21 protein-coding genes and 1 pseudogene are annotated in these 17,190 nt (G+C 68.5%); 10 read left to right on the top strand and 12 right to left on the bottom strand.

Translation table 11 applies throughout. The features are described from left to right. The 5 genes from BMZ38_RS01725 to BMZ38_RS01705 all read right to left on the bottom strand — a co-directional run bounded on the left by BMZ38_RS01725 (window position 1) and on the right by BMZ38_RS01705 (window position 4,194). Complete coding sequence (locus tag BMZ38_RS01725) at window positions 1-1,227, bottom strand: beta-ketoacyl-ACP synthase II (protein WP_091333349.1); 1,227 nt, start codon at window positions 1,225-1,227, stop codon at window positions 1-3. Further along, a complete protein-coding gene (locus BMZ38_RS01720; protein ID WP_091333346.1) occupies window positions 1,224-1,508 on the bottom strand; it encodes an acyl carrier protein in 285 nt (94 codons plus the stop codon). The genes BMZ38_RS01725 and BMZ38_RS01720 overlap by 4 nt, the downstream gene beginning before the upstream one ends. 21 nt (window positions 1,509-1,529) lie before the next feature. Continuing rightward, the gene (locus BMZ38_RS01715) at window positions 1,530-2,933 is read right to left on the bottom strand and encodes an aspartate aminotransferase family protein (protein WP_091333343.1); all 1,404 of its coding nucleotides are present in this window, start codon (window positions 2,931-2,933) and stop codon (window positions 1,530-1,532) included. A gap of 17 nt (window positions 2,934-2,950) precedes the next feature. After that, the gene (locus BMZ38_RS01710) at window positions 2,951-3,655 is read right to left on the bottom strand and encodes an MtnX-like HAD-IB family phosphatase (RefSeq protein ID WP_091333341.1); all 705 of its coding nucleotides are present in this window, start codon (window positions 3,653-3,655) and stop codon (window positions 2,951-2,953) included. A gap of 353 nt (window positions 3,656-4,008) precedes the next feature. Further along, window positions 4,009-4,194 carry a hypothetical protein gene (locus BMZ38_RS01705; RefSeq protein ID WP_139202363.1) on the bottom strand — a complete coding sequence of 62 codons (186 nt, stop codon included), beginning with the start codon at window positions 4,192-4,194 and terminating at the stop codon, window positions 4,009-4,011. Between the two features lie 262 nt (window positions 4,195-4,456). Between BMZ38_RS01705 and BMZ38_RS01700 the strand changes: the two genes are divergently transcribed. The 3 genes from BMZ38_RS01700 to BMZ38_RS01690 all read left to right on the top strand — a co-directional run bounded on the left by BMZ38_RS01700 (window position 4,457) and on the right by BMZ38_RS01690 (window position 6,412). Beyond that, window positions 4,457-5,542, top strand: a complete 1,086-nt coding sequence (locus BMZ38_RS01700) for a sensor histidine kinase (protein ID WP_091461918.1) — start codon at window positions 4,457-4,459, stop codon at window positions 5,540-5,542. Window positions 5,543-5,747: 205 nt separating this feature from the next. After that, window positions 5,748-6,149: a hypothetical protein gene (locus tag BMZ38_RS01695; RefSeq protein WP_091333333.1), complete on the top strand. Its 402-nt coding sequence runs from the start codon at window positions 5,748-5,750 to the stop codon at window positions 6,147-6,149. A gap of 83 nt (window positions 6,150-6,232) precedes the next feature. Beyond that, on the top strand, window positions 6,233-6,412 hold the full coding sequence (locus tag BMZ38_RS01690; protein ID WP_091333331.1) for a hypothetical protein: 180 nt from the start codon (window positions 6,233-6,235) through the stop codon (window positions 6,410-6,412). 72 nt (window positions 6,413-6,484) lie between these two features. Here BMZ38_RS01690 and BMZ38_RS01685 read toward each other — a convergent pair whose 3' ends face one another. Together BMZ38_RS01685 and BMZ38_RS01680 are read right to left on the bottom strand one after the other, a co-directional pair. Beyond that, window positions 6,485-7,219 (bottom strand): DUF899 family protein, encoded by a 735-nt coding sequence (locus BMZ38_RS01685; protein ID WP_091333329.1) that lies wholly within the window; start codon window positions 7,217-7,219, stop codon window positions 6,485-6,487. Between the two features lie 20 nt (window positions 7,220-7,239). Next, complete coding sequence (locus tag BMZ38_RS01680) at window positions 7,240-7,902, bottom strand: glutathione S-transferase family protein (RefSeq protein WP_091333326.1); 663 nt, start codon at window positions 7,900-7,902, stop codon at window positions 7,240-7,242. A 142-nt stretch (window positions 7,903-8,044) separates the two neighbouring features. On the opposite strand from BMZ38_RS01680, the gene BMZ38_RS01675 reads away from it, so the two are divergent. The 3 genes from BMZ38_RS01675 to BMZ38_RS01665 all read left to right on the top strand — a co-directional run bounded on the left by BMZ38_RS01675 (window position 8,045) and on the right by BMZ38_RS01665 (window position 9,994). Then, the gene (locus BMZ38_RS01675; RefSeq protein ID WP_175483647.1) at window positions 8,045-8,584 is read left to right on the top strand and encodes a hypothetical protein; all 540 of its coding nucleotides are present in this window, start codon (window positions 8,045-8,047) and stop codon (window positions 8,582-8,584) included. 314 nt (window positions 8,585-8,898) lie between these two features. After that, entirely contained in the window at window positions 8,899-9,291 is a 393-nt protein-coding gene (locus tag BMZ38_RS01670) for a YciI family protein (RefSeq protein ID WP_091333324.1), read from the top strand. A 64-nt stretch (window positions 9,292-9,355) separates the two neighbouring features. After that, window positions 9,356-9,994: a glutathione S-transferase family protein gene (locus tag BMZ38_RS01665; protein ID WP_091333322.1), complete on the top strand. Its 639-nt coding sequence runs from the start codon at window positions 9,356-9,358 to the stop codon at window positions 9,992-9,994. Between the two features lie 130 nt (window positions 9,995-10,124). Here BMZ38_RS01665 and BMZ38_RS01660 read toward each other — a convergent pair whose 3' ends face one another. From BMZ38_RS01660 to BMZ38_RS01650, 3 genes are all read right to left on the bottom strand, one after another. Beyond that, window positions 10,125-10,673: a sugar O-acetyltransferase gene (locus BMZ38_RS01660; protein ID WP_091333320.1), complete on the bottom strand. Its 549-nt coding sequence runs from the start codon at window positions 10,671-10,673 to the stop codon at window positions 10,125-10,127. A gap of 7 nt (window positions 10,674-10,680) precedes the next feature. Beyond that, the gene (locus BMZ38_RS01655; RefSeq protein ID WP_175483646.1) at window positions 10,681-10,977 is read right to left on the bottom strand and encodes a hypothetical protein; all 297 of its coding nucleotides are present in this window, start codon (window positions 10,975-10,977) and stop codon (window positions 10,681-10,683) included. A 64-nt stretch (window positions 10,978-11,041) separates the two neighbouring features. Beyond that, the gene (locus BMZ38_RS01650) at window positions 11,042-11,545 is read right to left on the bottom strand and encodes a hypothetical protein (RefSeq protein WP_139202362.1); all 504 of its coding nucleotides are present in this window, start codon (window positions 11,543-11,545) and stop codon (window positions 11,042-11,044) included. Between the two features lie 111 nt (window positions 11,546-11,656). On the opposite strand from BMZ38_RS01650, the gene BMZ38_RS01645 reads away from it, so the two are divergent. Next, complete coding sequence (locus BMZ38_RS01645) at window positions 11,657-12,931, top strand: nucleotide sugar dehydrogenase (protein ID WP_091333316.1); 1,275 nt, start codon at window positions 11,657-11,659, stop codon at window positions 12,929-12,931. Between the two features lie 21 nt (window positions 12,932-12,952). Here BMZ38_RS01645 and BMZ38_RS01640 read toward each other — a convergent pair. Both BMZ38_RS01640 and BMZ38_RS01635 read right to left on the bottom strand, forming a co-directional pair. Further along, a pseudogene (locus BMZ38_RS01640) lies at window positions 12,953-14,241 on the bottom strand (ammonium transporter). 40 nt (window positions 14,242-14,281) lie between these two features. After that, the gene (locus BMZ38_RS01635; protein WP_091333314.1) at window positions 14,282-14,620 is read right to left on the bottom strand and encodes a P-II family nitrogen regulator; all 339 of its coding nucleotides are present in this window, start codon (window positions 14,618-14,620) and stop codon (window positions 14,282-14,284) included. A 212-nt stretch (window positions 14,621-14,832) separates the two neighbouring features. On the opposite strand from BMZ38_RS01635, the gene BMZ38_RS01630 reads away from it, so the two are divergent. The 3 genes from BMZ38_RS01630 to BMZ38_RS01620 are packed head-to-tail and all read left to right on the top strand — an operon-like array spanning window position 14,833 to window position 17,179. Then, a complete protein-coding gene (locus BMZ38_RS01630; protein WP_091333312.1) occupies window positions 14,833-15,288 on the top strand; it encodes an SUF system Fe-S cluster assembly regulator in 456 nt (151 codons plus the stop codon). After that, window positions 15,285-16,763 (top strand): Fe-S cluster assembly protein SufB, encoded by a 1,479-nt coding sequence (gene sufB / locus BMZ38_RS01625; protein ID WP_091333310.1) that lies wholly within the window; start codon window positions 15,285-15,287, stop codon window positions 16,761-16,763. The genes BMZ38_RS01630 and sufB overlap by 4 nt, the downstream gene beginning before the upstream one ends. Next, window positions 16,760-17,179, top strand: coding sequence for an ACT domain-containing protein (locus BMZ38_RS01620; RefSeq protein WP_091333308.1), 420 nt, complete (start codon window positions 16,760-16,762; stop codon window positions 17,177-17,179). Before sufB ends, BMZ38_RS01620 begins: the two co-directional genes overlap by 4 nt. Window positions 17,180-17,190: the final 11 nt, after the last annotated feature.

Raw genomic sequence — 17,190 nt, 5'->3', positions numbered from 1 at the left:
TCATGCGCGCTTGAGCGCCAGCACCGCGTTGAGCCCGCCGAAGGCGAACGAGTTGCTGAGCGCGGCGCGCACCGGCATGTCGCGCGCGGTGTTGGGCACGTAGTCGAGGTCGCAGGCCGGGTCGGGCTGGTCCAGGTTGGCGGTCGGCGGCACCACGCCTTCGGCGAGCGCGCCCAGCACCGCGACCAGCTCCAGCGCGCCCGAGGCGCCCAGCGCATGGCCGTGCATCGACTTGGTCGAGGAGACTGCCAGGCGCCGTGCGTGCGGTCCGAAAACCCGGTGGATGGCCATCGTCTCGGTCGGATCGTTGGCCGGCGTGCCGGTGCCATGGGCGTTGATGTAGTCGATCTCCTCGGGGACCAGGCCGGCGTCGGCCAGCGCCTGTGCCATCGCCGCGGCACCGCCGGCCGGATCGGGCGCGACGATGTCGCCGGCGTCGGCGGTCATGCCTAAGCCGGCCAGTTCGGCCAGCGGCGTCGCGCCACGGGCGTAGGCATGGTCCATGGCTTCGAGCACGAATACGCCGGCTCCTTCGCCCAGCACCAGTCCCCGCCGGTTGACGCTGAACGGGCGGCAGGTGTCGTCGGCCAGGACCCGCATCGCTTCCCAGGCGCGCAGCGCGCCGTAGGTGATGCATGCTTCGGTACCGCCGGCGATCGCCACGTCGGCCATGCCTGCACGGATCAGCATGGCCGCCTGTGCAATCGCGTGGTTCGAGGAGGCGCAGGCGCTGACGATGCCGAAGGTCGGGCCATGCGCGCCCAGGGCGATGCTGATCTGGCTTGCCGGCGCATTGGGCATCACCCGCACGATGGTCAGCGGATGCAGCCGGGTCGCGTTTTCGCCGTACAGCCGCCGGGCCTGTTCGCTCTGCGTGTTCTCGCCACCGACACCGGTGCCGATGACCACAGCGGTGCGCCGGCCCAGTCCCGCCGAGGCGAAGTCCAGGCCGGACTGCGCCACGGCTTCCCGCGCCGCCAGCAGTGCGAACTGCGAGGTCCGGTCGAGCTGCGGCAGGATGCGTTCGTCGAACCGCGCGGCGGGGTCGAAGCTGTCCGGTACCTGCGCCGCCACCTTCACGCGGACTTCCTCGGCACGAGCGTGCCGCAAGGGCCGGATCGCGCTGAGGCCGGCGCGCAGGCCGCTCCACAACAGCGCGGCGCCCTCGCCATACGGGCTGATCGCGCCCATTCCAGTGATCGCGACACGCCGCCGCGAAGGATTCACGCGGTCGCCTCCGAACCACCGGACTTCGCCTGCAGCGCGCCGCGCACCGCGTCGATCAGGTGCTGCACGGTATCGGTGTCGAAGTTCGCGCCCTCGTCGGGGAAGGTGATGTCGAAGTGCTCCTCGATGTCGAAGATCAGCTCGATGGCTTCGAGCGAGGCGACACCCAGGTCCTTGAGGGTCGCGTCGGGCCGAAGCGACGCGACGTCGAGCTTGGCCTGCTTGGCGACGATGGCGTAGATCTCGTCGCGGATGGATTCGTCGGAAAGCGAGGCGTTCATGGTGCGTCCTCCTAAAATGGATCAGCCGCGTTTGGCACGGGTCAGCAGCTGGTCCAGCAGCGCGATCGCCAGGTCGATCTCCTCATGCGTGATGTCCAGCGAGGGCGCGAGCGTGATCACGTTCTTGTACCAGCCCCCGACATCGAGCACGAGGCCGGTCTTCCTGCCGTTGTGTTCGAGATCGCCGGCCAGGCCGATGTCGACCATCCGGTCGAGCAGCGCCTTGTTCGGCGTGAAGCCGTCCTCGGTGCAGATCTCCGCGCGCAGCGCCAGGCCGAGGCCGTCGACGTCGCCGATTTCCTTGTGGCGCTTCTGCAGATCGCGCAGGCCCTCGAGGAAGTGCGCGCCCTTGGCCGGCACGCTGGTTTCGTAGTCGAGCTCGTAGCCCATCCGGATCACTTCCAGTCCGAGCGAGGTGCCGAGCGGGTTGGAGTTGAACGTCGAGTGCGTGGAGCCGGGAGGGAACACGGTGGGGTTGATCAGTTCCTCGCGCGCCCACAGGCCGGAGAGCGGATTGAGCCCATTGGTCAGCGCCTTGCCGAACACCAGCACGTCCGGCGTCACCCCGAAATGCTCGATCGACCACAGCTTGCCGGTGCGCCAGAAACCCATCTGGATTTCGTCGACCACCAGCAGGATGCCGTACTGGTCGAGCACCTTCTTCAGGTCGCGGAAGAAATTCGCCGGCGGGATCACGTAGCCGCCGGTGCCCTGGATCGGCTCGACGTAGAAGGCTGCGTACTCGGCCTGGTTCACCTTCGGGTCCCACACGCCGTTGTATTCGGTCTCGAACAAGCGCGCGAACTGGCGCACGCAGGCGTCCGAATATTCCTCCGGCGTCATGCCCTTCGGGCGGCGGAACGGATAGGGGAACGGGATGAACATCGCGCGCTCGCCGAAGTGGCCGAAGCGGCGGCGGTAGCGGTAGCTGGAGGTGATCGACGAGGCTCCGAGCGTACGGCCGTGGTAGCCGCCCTCGAACGCGAACATCAGGCTCTTGCCGTTGCTGGCGTTGCGCACGAGCTTGAGCGAATCCTCGATCGCCTGCGCGCCGCCCACGTTGAAGTGCACGCGGCCCTTGGTGCCGAACTTGCCCTGCACGTCCAGCGCAATGGTCTTGGCCAGCTCGATGCGGCTCTGGTGCAGGTACTGGCTGGCCACCTGCGGCAACAGGTCGATCTGGCGCTTGAGCGTGTCGTTCAGGCGCGGGTTGCCGTAGCCGAAGTTGACCGCCGAGTACCACATCTGCAGGTCCAGGAACGGTACGTCGGCGCTGTCGTACATCCAGCTGCCTTCGCAGCGGCGGAAGATCTTCGGCGGGTCGACGTAGTGGACGGTGTCGCCGAAGGAGCTGTACTGCGCTTCGTCGGCGAGCAGTTGGGCGTCGTCGATCACTACCGAGGCGTGCTTGTCGAACAAGGTCATGAGTGTTTTTTCCGGGATCAGGCAGGGGAGCCCAGCGGGGCGGGCAGCGTCGGGTGGCCGACCAGGCTGCCGTCGAGCAATGCGGGCAGCAGCTCCAGCGCATCCTCGAAGCCGGTGATCGGCACGTAGGGAATGCCCGCGGCACGGCAGTGCTCGATCAGGCGGTGCTTGGCGAAGACGAAGTCGACACGGTCAGCCGCGCAGAAGTCGGAGGCGCCGTCGCCGATCAGCAGCGTCCTGGTTCCGCCGGCGCGTGCCTGTTCGGCGCAGGCGCATTTGCAGGTGCCGCTGCCGCAGCCGGGCGCCTGGAACGGCGAGGTCAGCAGCCAGCGCTGCGGCGGGACGGCGGGGGCCAGGTGGTTGGCCGAGACGGGCAGGTCACCGAGCCCATGGCGGCCCAGGATGCGCTGGATCGCATAGTCCAGCCCATCGCTCACCACGTGGATGGGAACGCCCAGTCCGCGCGCCTTGGCCACGAACGCGGGAAAGGCGTGGTCTATCCATACTTCGGCCAGGTGGGCGTCGAGTTCGTCCCGGCTCAGGTCCAGCAGCGACACCTGGCCGCTCATGCAGGCGCGCGAACCGATCCGGCCTGCGCGCCAGTCGTGCTCCAGTTGTTCCCAGCCCGGGCGGCCGTACCGGTCCAGCAACGAGTCGATCACGTCTTCGACGGAGATGGTGCCGTCGAAATCGCAGAGGATGGTCCAGCCGGTGAGGGACATCGGATTCGCACGGGTTCGTCGAAGACGATGCGGACACTAGCCGCGCGATCTTTCTCGCTCCTTTCCGCGCCCTGCAAGTGTGCGGTGAGCGGGTCGGGGGTTGCGTCCGAATATGGCAAAGCTGCCGGGGACGAGCCGGCCAGACAGTGCGGAAGCGGATCGTGCGCGCCAAGGCCGGCAGGGCAGCGCGTGCGTCGCGTCGGGTGCGCACGCGCTGACCCAGGCCGCGACCGCGGACGCGCTTGTTCAGCGAGGATGGCGCGGGCGCAGGCCGGGCGGGATCTGCGCGGGGAGCGGCAAGGGCTTTGTCGCAAGTCAGCGGGCCACGCGTGTCGCGCGGGGCCCGCGTAGGATCAACGGCTGCGCGTCTTGCTCTCTGGCGGCAGGCGCGGTGGCGGCGCTCCGGGGTGGCCCGGCTCGCGGACGGAGAAGGAGGCCTTGCGATAGCTCGCCGATTCGTGAGGCTTTTCGGCCGGCCGCTTGCCGCCGTAGATGGTGTGGATGTCGGCGACCGATACAGGGCGTTGCTTGTGTGGCATGGTGTGGCTCCTGGCGAGTCGGTTGCGGAAACGGTGGAAGGCCGCGCGCGCGGACAACATTGGGCGTCCGGCATCGGCAGGCGCCCGGTTTCCCGACAATGCGCCCGCGGCTGTTAGAAACCGGTAAGTCGGCGAGTCGTGCCAGCTGGATGGATTCAAGGAGAGCGGTCCATGGACTGTCCAGGCGAGGCGGCTGGCGCGCCCCGGGCGCATTCGCAGCAGGGGTTTTCCATGGCATGTTGCCGTCTCGCGTACCCGGGCAGTGCACGAGTTCACCCGCCAGTCGGAGCCACCCTTGAATCGACCGGAACACAGCCAGCACGACCTTGCCTGGCTGCCCGACAGGGACGGCATGGCGCGGCGGGTACGGGAATTCAATTGGGCGTCGACGCCGTTGGGGCCGATGGAACAGTGGCCGATCGAGCTGCGTACGGCCGCCGGCCTGGTGCTCGAGTCGGGGTTTCCCAAAGCGCTGATGTGGGGGCCGTCGCTGACCACGATCTACAACGATGCGTTCCGGCCGATCCTGGGCAATAAGCCTGAGGCGCTGGGGCGCAGCTTCCGCGACATCTGGGCCGAGGCCTGGGAGGTGCTTGGTCCGATTGCAGACCGCGCGCTCGAGGGCGAGCCCACCTACATCGAGAATTTCGAGGTGGAGCTCGACCGTTTCGGAGAGCTCGAGAGCGGCTGGTTTACCTTCTCCTATCATCCGGTGCGGATGGGCGACGGCCGTGTCGGCGGCGTGATGGACACGGTGGTCGAGACGACCGCGATGGTCACCGCCCGTCGCGAGGCCGAGATTCTGCGCGATGAATTGGCGCACCGGTTGAAGAACACCCTGGCAATGGTCCAGGGGATTGCCGCACGTACCTTCAACGACCCCACGGGTATGAACGCCTTCCAGGCGAGGCTGCGTGCCCTGGGCGAGGCCTACGACGTACTGCTGCAGCAACGCTGGGGCGCCGCGCCGATGCGTCGCATGATCGATACGTTGCTGGCGCCGTACGCCGAGCGTATCGACATGGCTGGACCGGACGTGCCGTTGGGCCCGCGCACGATGGTCGCGCTGTCGCTGGTGCTGCACGAACTGGCCACCAACGCGATCAAATACGGCGCGTTGTCGGTACCCGGCGGGCGCGTCGCGCTGCAGTGGCGGTTGAGTCCCGACGGGTTGCTGATTTGCTGGCGCGAAGCGGGCGGGCCGCCGGTGGCCGCGCCGGAGCGCGTGGGTTTCGGCTCGCGTCTGATCGACATCGCGTGGTCGGGCACCGGTCGGGTCGAACGTCGCTATGCTGTATCGGGCGTGGAGGCTGACTTGTACGTGTCGCACGCCGATCTGTCCGCCTGAACCACGGGTTGCGCGCGGCGCGCAGACTTGTGTCTGCCCTCTTGCGGACCCCGAACGCCAGCAACATGGCCGCGCCTGGTTTCACCTGCGGCGCGGCGGGGTCGCGCCCATCGAACCCGATGCTGCGCACTCTTGCCTATCGGCCGGACCGCTTTTCCTGGCCGTGCTCCCCATCCAGACGAGGCGATGGCCCAAGGACATTTGCATGGAAACCCTGGTGGCCGGTGCGATCGCCATCACGATGGCCTGTGGCGGCACCTACGCGCAGAGCACCGGCGGCGGCAATGCCGGCAACAGCGGGTCCGCCCCGGGACAGGCCGGCCAACGGCAGAACGGCGCCCAGGGCACGATGGGCGGAGCCACCGCCGGCATGAACGGAGCCAACGGTGCCAACGGCATGAATGGCACCACCGAAGGTTGCGCCAACCGGGTCTCGACCGCCGCGGGCAACGTCGCCGAAGCCAACCGCCCACCGGGCTCCCCAGTGCAGGGCGCTGCCAGCAGGGGATCGACCGATTGGGGCGACCAGGCCAACTGCGCCAACCGGCAGGGCGGCTACGGCAAGCACTCCGGCGCTGGACAGAATCCCAGGAACGGCGGCGGCTGACGCCGGCCGAGTGCGCGGCGAGGCGGATGGTCGGGCCCGCCTCCCGTGACCCACTCGTGGCCCGGTTCGCGACAGGAGGATGCATGCGTCCCGAGCAGCAGAAGCTCAATGCGCAACACAAGGAGGGACTGAAGAGCGAGGCCAGGGATATCCAGAGCCGCCGCCAGCCACAGGCGGCGTCGAAGCAGGGTTACCGCGAGGAGGGCAGCGGGCGGGGCCTGGTGCGCCGCAAGGACGGCGACCACGACGGCAGGCGGGGATGACTCTGGGCGATGCCATGACCGGAAGGGCCGCCATGCGGCCCTTCGTCATCCAACGATGGCGCGGCCGGGTGCTCAGCCGGTGGTGGCGTGCGTCGGCTCTTGGTAGTCCAGTCGCGGATACCAGTCGGTGCCGCGCCCTTCGGGCGTGCAATCGAGTACCGTCCACAACGGCATCAGGTCCGGTGCCCCGCGCGGGTCCTGGCCCGGATCGGCGCTCTCGAAGCCCATCTCGCCGCTCCAGAAATGGCGGATCACGCCGCCGCGGCGGGTGAACACGTTGAAGCCGGCCTGGTCACCGTCGCTGCCGTCGCTTGCCATGCCGAAGTAGTCGCGGCTGTAGGCTCCATCGAGGTCCGAATAGAGTCTGAGCTGGCGCCAGCCGCGCTCGCGCTTGAACGCGCTCAGCCGTTCGATCGGCGAACGCGCCACCACCGCCAACGCGATGCGCTGTTCCATGTCGCGCGCCTCGCCGTCCCATGCGCTGAGCAGCGAAGTGCACATCGGGCAAGGGCGTGCGCGCTGCGGTCCGAACATCCAGCTGTAGACCACCAGCGTCTGCTTGTCGCCGAACAGGCCGGCGAAGTCGGCTGGTCCCTGCTCGCCCGCGAAACGGTAGTTGCCGGTCACCTCGCCGCCCGGCGGCAGCGCGCGACGCTGTTCAGCCACGCGCTCGATGTGGCGGCGCAGCTCGATTTCCTCCGCGAGCAGGGCCTGGCGGGCCAGGCGATAAGCCTCGCTCTCGTTGGGGAAGCGCATGGGGTTGCGTCGTGCCAGCTCGGTGGCGGGTACGAGGGTGGATGGGATCATGGTCGGGTCTCCGGGCAGGTTCAGTCGCGATCGGGCGTGCCGAGCGGGAAGTAATGGCGATAAGGCCGTCCCTCGTCGACCGCACGGGCGAACGAGGGCCGCGCCAGCAGGCGCGCGCGATAGGCGTGCACATTGGCAAACGCCGGATCGATGGCGTGGGTCCAGTGGGCATAGAACAGGAAGGGCGCGGCCGCGCAGTCGGCCAGGCTGAAGCCATCGGCGGCAGCCCACTCGCGTCCGGCCATGTGCCTGTCCAGCCAGGCGTAGGCCGTCTCCAGCATCCTGCGGGCTTCGTCCACGCCGTGGGCATCGCGGCTCGCTTCCGGACGCAGGCGGTCGATCACGACCTTCTGCTGGGGCGTCGACAGGTAGTTGTCGAAGAACCGGTCCAGCATGCGCACCTGGAGCGCCGCTTTCGGGTCCGCTGGGATCAGGCGCACCGGGCCCGGATGGTGCAGCTCCAGGTACTCGATGACGCAGCTCGCCTCGATCACCGTATGGCCCTGGTCGACCAGTACGGGGAAGCGGCGCATCGGCCACAACGCCGCCAGCTCCTGGTTGGCCTGGGGATCCTCCAGCGAGCGGTATTCGAACGGCGTGTCGTTCTCGTACAGGGCGACGAGCGCCTTCTGGCTGTAGGAGGAAAACGGGTGGGCATAGAGCCGGGGCAGGGTTCCGGGCATGGCGGGTTTCCTCGGGGTCGTGCATCACGACGCTCGGGCAGGCCGGGAATCGACAGTCGGCACATGGACGGGGCTGCTGGTGGCACCCCCATGGCGGTACTACTATCAACAAGGGGGTTGGCCACGAAACGCGGAGGTCTTCATGAAAAGGTTCTGTGCGTTCCTGGCGTCGGGCGCGCTGGTCGCTGGCCAGGGCGCGGCGGCCACCTCGATGTCGATCAACCACTTCACGCCCAGGGTCCTGCCTGTGCTGGTGCAGGTGGACAGCCACGGCAAGGTCACCGACGTCTCGCCCGCGGTCGAGCTGGCGCCGCGCTACGACCGGCTGTTGCGCCAGACCCTGGACGAGATGATCACCAAGCCGGCGAACGACCACGGGCGGGCGGTATCGAGCCAGTTCGTCATCAACCTGGGCCTGGAAACCTCTTCGCGGCCGGACGGCCAGTACGACGCCCGCTTCGTCTACGTATCGACCTCGCCGGTGCCGCCGGGCTCCTGGTACTGGGTGCACATCGACGGCCATCGGCTGGCGTTGAAGAGCCGCACCGACATGTCGCCGCGGCAACGGTTCTACCAGCGCCCGCCCGGCTACTACTGGCCCAGCCAGCCACGCATCTTCAACCCGCCGACTCAGAACGCCTCGCGCGGTGTCGCACCGGCCCCGGCGCCGCGCCACCGGTAACAACGTCCGCGTTAGAGGAAAGTCCTGGCCCATGGAAGCTGGGACCATCCCGGTTGCCATGGCGTCCCGGCGCTGATCGCCTGATGGGGCCCGGGGAGCGTTGCGCGCGGGCCCTGTCCACAGGCCGGTCATGCGCCACCGACGGCGCATCCGATCCTCCGTCCCACCCTGGCCTTGCCGCGGTAGCGGTACCGAGGAGCCGCTGCGTCCCGCAAGGGCCAGCCGGGCGTGTCGATTCGGCGCGCCCCCGCGCGTCGTACCCGCAGGCGCAGCGAGCGCGCCGCAGCCGATCACCCCATCGAAGGAGAACCACCATGCGCTTCCTATCCATGATCCGTATCCAGGAAACCGGCCGGATGCCCAGCGAGCAGCTGACCGCCGACATGGGCAGGCTGATCGAACAGATGACCCGCGAAGGCACCCTGGTCGATACCGCGGGCCTGCGCCCCAGCGCCGAGGGCGTGCGGCTCAGGCTGTGCCAGGGCCGGCTGTCGACCACCGACGGGCCGTTCACCGAAAGCAAAGAGGTGATTGGCGGCTACGCCATCCTCAACGCCGAATCGATGGTCCAGGCAATCGAGCTCACCAAGCGGTTCCTGGCGCTGCACGGGAACGAATGGGATCTCGAATGCGAGGTGCGCCAGATGGAAGGCCCTGACAGCGGGCATTGCCGCGCCGCCGAAGCGATGGCGGCCGGCGCGGCTTGAAGCGACTGCGCGAAGCGGGCCGATGTCCTACATTGGCGAGGCCCGCCCCCACCGGACACGCCGCATGCCCGATCAGCCGCGCCTCGTCGGACGCAGCAGTTCCCACTTCACCCGGCTTGTGCGCCTGTTCGCCGAGGAATTGGGCGTCGCCTATGCGTTCGTGCCGTTGCACGACCTGGCGTCGCGCGATCCAGCGGACTACGCCGGCAACCCGGCACTCAAGCTGCCGGTGCTGGTGCTGCCTGAAGGGCCCGTGTTCGGCGCGGAGAACATCTGCCACGCCCTGGCGGAACGTGCCAGCCAGCCGGCTCGCATCGTCTGGACCGGGCAACTGCCCGACCTGCGCGCGCGCAACGCGCAGGAACTCGTCTGGCACGGCATGAACGCGCAGGTGCAGCTGGTGTTCGGCATGCAGGTGGCGCGGCTGCCGGCGGAGAACGTGTATTTCGCCAAGGCGGCGGACGGCTTCCGCAACGCCCTGGCGTGGCTGGATGCGAACCTGGAGTCGGTCTTGCGCGGGCTGCCTGCGCACGACCTCAGCCTGCTCGAAGCGTCGCTGTTCTGCCTGCTCGAACACCTGGCGTTCCGTGACACGCTGCCGCTCGCGCCCTATCGCCATCTCGCCGCCTTCGCCGCGGCCTGGCGCGAGCGGCCCGCCGCGCAGCGCACGGCGTATGCGTTCGACGTGGCCACGCCCGGCTGAGCGCTCCCCTGCTGAGAGGATATGGTCAGCAGCGCCTTGGCATGCCGCCTACGGGGCACGCCTGAGCACCGCGAGCGTGGTGGCCGCGGGCACTGAACGGATCAGTACGGCGGTTCCCTGATCGCTGCGGTCAGCCGCGAACGCGCGCCGGGTTGCCGACCACGGTGGCACCGGCGGGCACGTCGCGGGTGACCACGCTGCCGGCACCGACGAGGGCGTCGTCGCCCACGCTGACGCCCGGCAGGATCAGCGCGCCGGCGCCGATCCACACGTTGCGGCCGATCCGCACCGGCCGCCCGAATTCCTCGCCGGTGGCGCGCTTCGCCGGATCGCGCGGATGGTCGGCGGCGAGGACCTGCACGCCAGGTCCGATCTGCGTGCGTTCGCCGATGTGCACCTCGACCACGTCCAGGATGACGCAGTTGAAATTGATGAACACGCCCGCGCCCAGGTGGATGTTGAAGCCGTAGTCGCAATGGAACGGCGGTCGGATGACCGCGCCGTCACCGACCATGGCCAGGCGTTCCTTCAGCAGGGCATGCCACTGCGCCGGCCCTTCGGCCAACGCGGCGTTGTAGCGGGCCAGCCAGCGGTGGTTCGCGGCGAGGTCGGACTGAAGCTGAGCATCGCTGGCGTCGTAGAGATCGCCGGCGAGCATCTTTTCCTTCTCGCCGCGCACCTGCGCTTCAGTCCTTGAGCGCACCGTCGCGCGGGTCGGTCGCGGCGTAGACCGAGTCCGGGTACTCGGCGTCGTGCGGGTGCCTCAGCGCGTTGCGCATCGCCTGCGGCAGGTGGTCGATGTCGAGGATCACCTTGCCCTCGTGCACGTCGCGGATGGCCTCGGCCGGCAGCGTGAAATCGCCGCCGTTCTCGACGTTGACCACCAGTTCCCGGCTCTCCGCATGCACTTCGCGCACGGCGCCCACGCCGAGTTCGCCGTCGGCGACGAAGACCATGAAGCCCGGTTCGATCGGTTCTCGCATGAGGCTGCCCTCGCTGGCTGGAGGGCCCCAGTGTGGTGCGGCCGGCGTGCGGGCCGGGTGATGGTCAGAGCAACACCTCGCGCAGCTGAAGCGCCTGCAGCGCACGGGTGTTCGGCACGCCGATACCGTTGGGGGCGCCGCGCACGAAATGGGTCACGTGCGGCACCGGGTCGGCCAGGGTCGGGCCCAGCATGCGCGCCAGTTCGCCGCGGAAATGATCCATCGCAGGCAGCTCCAGATGCTCGATCAGCGACCAGCGTTCGAGCGTGCCGCCGAGCGCCGGCTTGGCGTCGTGGAGCAGGGCGTAGCGGCCGGTCCGGCGCGGCGTCCACGGCCGGGACTCGTACAACGCACGCAGCCGAGCCGTGCCCAGGACCGCGGCGGTGCGGGACAGCTCCTGGCTCAGCACGGTGACGTGGAATTCCGGTTTGCGCACAAGCCGCACGCCCTCGATCTCGCATGCCTCGCCGAAGGGCGTGGCCATGCGTCCTGCCTGCAGCGGCAGCACGAACGGGCGCTCTGGCGAGAAGCCGGGCCAGGGAAGCTCGGGATGGGCCTGTTCGTCCACGCAGGAACGCTCGAGCGGTGGCTGTGCATGATGGGCGAAATGCAAAGCGGGGCAGGCTCCCGGCCGCCGGCATCCTGTAGGCTCAGCGAATTTCATCGCCTGCCAGAACCCATGGAAGCCAGCACTCCTCCACACATCGGCATCATCGGACTGGGCTACGTGGGCTTGCCGCTGGCGGTCGAATTCGGCCGTCACTTCGACACGCTCGGCTACGACATCGATGCGGCGCGCGTGGCCGAACTGCGCGAGGGCCATGACCATACGCTGGAAACCACGGCCGAACAGCTGCGCATCGCCACGCGGCTGTCCTTCACCGACCGGGCTGTCGACCTGGCCCGTTGCAATGTCTTCGTCGTCACCGTGCCGACCCCGATCGACGAAGCCCAGCGGCCGGACCTCAGGCCCCTGGAGTCGGCCTGCCGCATGCTCGGCCCGCTGCTCAAGCGGGGCGACCTGGTGGTGTTCGAGTCGACCGTGTATCCAGGCACGACCGAGGAAGTCTGCGTGCCGCTGCTGGCCGAGGGCTCGAGGCTGACCTTCAATACCGATTTCTTCTGTGGCTACAGCCCGGAGCGGATCAATCCAGGCGACCACGCGCGGCGCGTGACCGACATCGTGAAGCTCACTTCCGGGTCGACGCCCGAAGCGGCCGAGCGGGTCGATGCGCTCTACCGCACCATCATCCACGCCGGCACGCACAAGACCTCCTCGATCCGCGTCGCCGAGTCGGCCAAGGTGATCGAGAACGTGCAGCGCGACGTCAATATCGCGCTGGTCAACGAGCTGGCGCTGATCTTCCACCGGCTGGGCATCGATACCGAGGAAGTGCTCGCCGCCGCCGGCACCAAGTGGAACTTCCTGCCGTTTCGCCCGGGCCTGGTCGGCGGGCACTGCATCGGCGTGGATCCCTACTACCTCACCCACAAGGCCGAGGTCACTGGGTATCACCCGGAACTGATCCTGGCGGCACGGCGCATCAACAGCCGCATGGGCAGCGTCGTGGCCGATCGCGTGATCCGGCTGATGAGCGAGCGGCGCCTGCACATCGTCGATGCGCGCGTGCTGGTGCTGGGCTTCGCCTTCAAGGAGAACTGCCCGGACCTGCGCAACACGCGTGTGATCGACATCGTGCGCGAACTCGAATCCTCCGCCGCGCAGGTGGACGTGTACGACCCCTGGGTCGATGCGGCCGAAGCCGAACGCACCTACCGGGTACGGCTGGTGGACGAGCCCGCACAGGGCTACGACGCGATCATCGTGGCGGTGGCGCACCGCCAGTTCCACGACATGGGTGCTGCGCGCATCCGCGCGCTCGGCAAGCCAGGCGCGGTGATCTACGACGTCAAGTCGGTGCTGCCACAGCAGGCGGTCGACGGCCGACTCTGAGCCGCCCCAGGCAAGGCGGCTTCAGGAAAGGTTGTATCCGCGCTCCTCGTGCAGCGCCAGATCCAGTCCGATCAGCTCCTGCTCGTCGGTGACGCGCAGCCCGATGGTGCGGTCGATCAGCTTGAGCAGCCCGAAACTCCAGGCCGTGCTCCAGGCGATGGTGAAGCCGACGCCCTCGGCCTGGATCCGCAGCTGCACCAGCGGCGATGCCACCGTCCCGAAGCCGCCGAGCGCGGGCGAGGCCAGCGGCCCGGTCAGCAAGCCGCCGAGAATGCCCGCCACCGCGTGCACGCCGAACACGTCCAGGGCATCGTCGTAGCCGAGCCGGTATTTCAGCCGTGTGGCGGTGAAGAAGCACACGACGCCGGCGACGCTGCCCAGCAGCAGCGCGCCGGCCGGTCCGGCCGTGCCGGCGGCGGGCGTCACCGCCACCAGTCCGGCCACCGCACCGGACACGATGCCGAGCACGCTCGGGCGGCCATGCAGTGCCCACTCGGCGGCCAACCAGCCCAGCGCAGCGCCGGCCGTGGCGATCTGCGTCACCAGCATGGCCATCCCCGCGCTGCCGTCGGCGGCCAGCGCCGAGCCGGCGTTGAAGCCGAACCAGCCCAGCCAGAGCAGGCTCGCCCCGATCACGGTGTAGCCGACGTTGTGTGGCGGCATCGGCGTGGCCGGCCAGCCGCGGCGCTTGCCGATCACCATGCAGGCGGCCAGCCCGGCGACGCCGGCTTGATGTGCACCACCGTGCCACCGGCGAAATCCAGCACGCCCAGGTCGCCGAGCAGCGCACCGGGCCCGCCCCACACCATGTGTGCCATCGGCAGGTAGACCATCGTCAGCCACAGGCCGGTGAACCAGAGCAGGGCGCTGAACTTCATCCGTTCGGCGAAGGCGCCCACGATCAGCGCCGGCGTGATGATGGCGAAGCTGAGCTGGAACATCACGAACAGGCTTTCGGGGATGTCGCCATGCAGGGAATCTGGTCGCAGTCCCGCCAGCCACGCTCGATCGAAACCGCCCACGAACGAATGCAGCTCGACCGCGCCTGCCTGCATCCCGACCGTGCTGAAAGCCAGCGAATAGCCGTAGAGCAGCCACAGCACCGAGACCAGCGCGGTGATGGCGAAGCACTGCATCAATACTGACAGCAGATTCTTCGCGCGCACCATGCCGCCGTAGAACAGCGCCAGGCCCGGCAGGGTCATCAGCAGCACCAGCATCACCGCGGTAAGCATCCAGGCGGTATCGCCGCTGTCGGACCGGGCGGGGGCAGCCAGCGCCAGTGCCGGCGCAGCACAGGCCAGCGCCATGGCGAGCCGTTGCAGGCGGCCTGTCTTTCGCGCTCTGGTTTCAGAGAGCATCGGCGTCGACCTCCCGCGTGCGGGCGCGCACGACGTGTTCCAGCGGCAGTACGAAGAGCTTGCCGTCGCCTGCCTTGCCGGTATGCGCGGCCTCGCAAATGGCCTCGATCGCCCGCTCGACCCGGTCGTCCGCTACCGCGACCTCGATCCGGAGCTTGGGCAGGAAGTCGACCGCATACCCCGCACCACGATAGAGCTCGGTGTCGCCGCGCTCGCGACCGCAGCCCCGGACTTCGCCGACGGTCATGCCGCGGACGCCGGCATCGGCCAGCGCCTGCCGCACGTCCTCGAGCGTGAACGGCTTGATGACCGCTACGAGCCACTTCATCGCGCACCTCCATTGGCCGGCGTCCGCTGCAGGACAGCACGTGGCATGCCAGCGTTCGCGGGCCCGTGCGGTCGCCGTCGTGGCAAGCGTGGTTCACGGACTGCCTCGCCTCGGTGCGGCGCCTGCACCGTTGCGGTGCAGCGGCTTGTGTCGTTGACGCGCGGCCATGTAATCCGTACCATTTTGGTCTGGATTCAATCGGCCCGCATCCCATGCTCCGCGTCAGCCGCCTCACCGATTACGCCGCGGTGGTGATGACCTGCATCGCCGCCCATCCGCACGACGTGTTGAGCACGGCGCAGATCGCCGACGAGACGCGGCTGGAACTGCCGACCGTGAGCAAGCTCCTGAAATCGCTGGGCCACGCCGGCCTGGTCGAATCGTTCCGCGGCGTCAACGGCGGCTACCGCCTGGCGCGCCCGGCGCGCGAGATCAGCCTGGCACAGATCGTCGAGGCGATGGAAGGACCGATCGGCATGACCGAATGCAGCGTCGAAGGACAGTGCGACCGCGAGTCGCAGTGCGGCGTGCGTGGCAGCTGGCGGCGCATCAGCAGCGTGCTGGACAGCGCGCTGCGTGCGGTGAGCCTGGCCGACATGCTGCAGCCGCCGCGCCCGGCGGTCGCCACCGTGGCGCTGAGCGAACTGAAAGGCAGGACCCACGCATGACATCCGAATCCGTTGAGAACCTGGCCGGCAGCGCCGTGTTGCGTGACAACGCCGAGGTTGCCGAAGCGCTCGGCCGCAACTACGCAGCCGGCTTCGTCACCGACATCGAAAGCGTCAGCCTGCCGCCGGGCCTGGACGAGGGCACCATCCGCCAGCTCTCCGCGATCAAGCGCGAGCCGGAGTGGATGACCGAGTGGCGCCTGGAGGCCTTCCGCCATTGGCAGTCCATGCCCACGCCCGACTGGGCCAAGCTCAAGATCGATCCGATCGACTACCAGGCGATCAGCTACTACTCGGCTCCGAAGCAGGGACCGAAGTCGCTGGATGAGGTCGATCCCGCGCTCCTGGAAACCTACGAGAAGCTGGGTGTGCCACTCCATGAGCGCGCCGCGCTGGCCGGCGTGGCGGTGGATGCGGTGTTCGACTCGGTCTCGGTCGGTACCACCTTCCGCAAGAAGCTGGCCGAGGCCGGCGTGATCTTCTGCTCGATGAGCGAGGCGATCCGCGAGCATCCGGAGCTGGTCCGGAAGTACCTGGGCAGCGTGGTGCCGCAGGGCGACAACTACTTCGCCGCGCTGAATTCGGCGGTGTTCTCCGACGGCAGCTTCGTGTTCGTGCCGGCAGGCGTGCGCTGCCCGATGGAGCTGTCGACCTACTTCCGCATCAACGCGCAGAACACTGGCCAGTTCGAGCGCACGCTGATCGTCTGCGAGGACCGCGCGCAGGTCTCCTACCTGGAAGGCTGCACCGCGCCGCGGCGCGACGAGAACCAGCTTCACGCGGCGGTGGTCGAGCTGGTCGCGCTCGAGGGCGCAAACATCAAGTACTCGACCGTGCAGAACTGGTATCCGGGCGACGAGAACGGCGTCGGCGGCATCTACAACTTCGTGACCAAGCGTGGCGACTGCCGCGGCGCGGACAGCAAGATCAGCTGGACGCAGGTCGAGACCGGTTCGGCGGTGACCTGGAAGTATCCTTCGGTGGTGCTGCGCGGCGATCGCTCGGTCGGCGAGTTCTACTCGGTGGCGCTGACGCACCACTTCCAGCAGGCCGATACCGGCACCAAGATGATCCACCTGGGGAAGGACACCAAGTCCAAGATCGTCTCCAAGGGCATCTCGGCCGGGCGCAGCTCCAACAGCTACCGCGGGCTGGTCAAGGTGGAGAAGGGTGCCGAGCGCGCGCGCAACTACACACAGTGCGATTCGCTGCTGATCGGCAAGAAGTGCGGCGCGCACACGTTCCCGTACATGGAAGTGAAGAATCCCACCGCGATCGTCGAGCACGAGGCGACCACCTCGAAGATCTCCGACGACCAGCTGTTCTATTGCCGCTCGCGCGGCATCGGCGAGGAAGACGCCGTGTCGATGATCGTCGACGGCTTCTGCAAGCAGGTCTTCCGCGAGCTGCCGATGGAGTTCGCGGTCGAGGCCAAGAAGCTGCTCGAGGTTTCGCTCGAGGGCGCGGTCGGATGACCACTGCCGCCACCAGCGCCCATCCCGGCGGCACCGACCTGCATGCCTTGCTCGCCGGCCTGAACCCGCGCCTGCACCCGATGCCGCGCCGGTTCCTGTTCGTCGCGCACGACAAGGCCGCCGCACGCCTGCATGAGGCGCTGATGATGTTCCGCGAGGACGAGGGCGTCACGCTGATCGTCGACCACGACCTGGAAGGCCCCGAGCTGGTCGCCGACCGGCTGCTGTGGGCGCAGATCACGCTCGGCGTGGAATCGAGCCTCGACGCGGTCGGCATGATGGCCGCCGTGTCCGCCGCGCTGGCCGCGCGCGGCATTTCCTGCAACCCGGTTTCGGCGTTCCTGCACGACCACGTGTTCGTGCCCTGGGACCGCCGCGAGGACGCGCTCGACGCGCTCGCGCACCTTTCCGCCTGATGGACACCACC

The sequence above is a fragment of the Frateuria terrea genome (assembly GCF_900115705.1).
Taxonomy (GTDB): Bacteria; Pseudomonadota; Gammaproteobacteria; order Xanthomonadales; family Rhodanobacteraceae; genus Frateuria_A; species Frateuria_A terrea.
The sequence above is the reverse complement of the archived record's forward strand: the minus strand, read 5'-3'. Positions and strand labels throughout refer to the sequence as shown.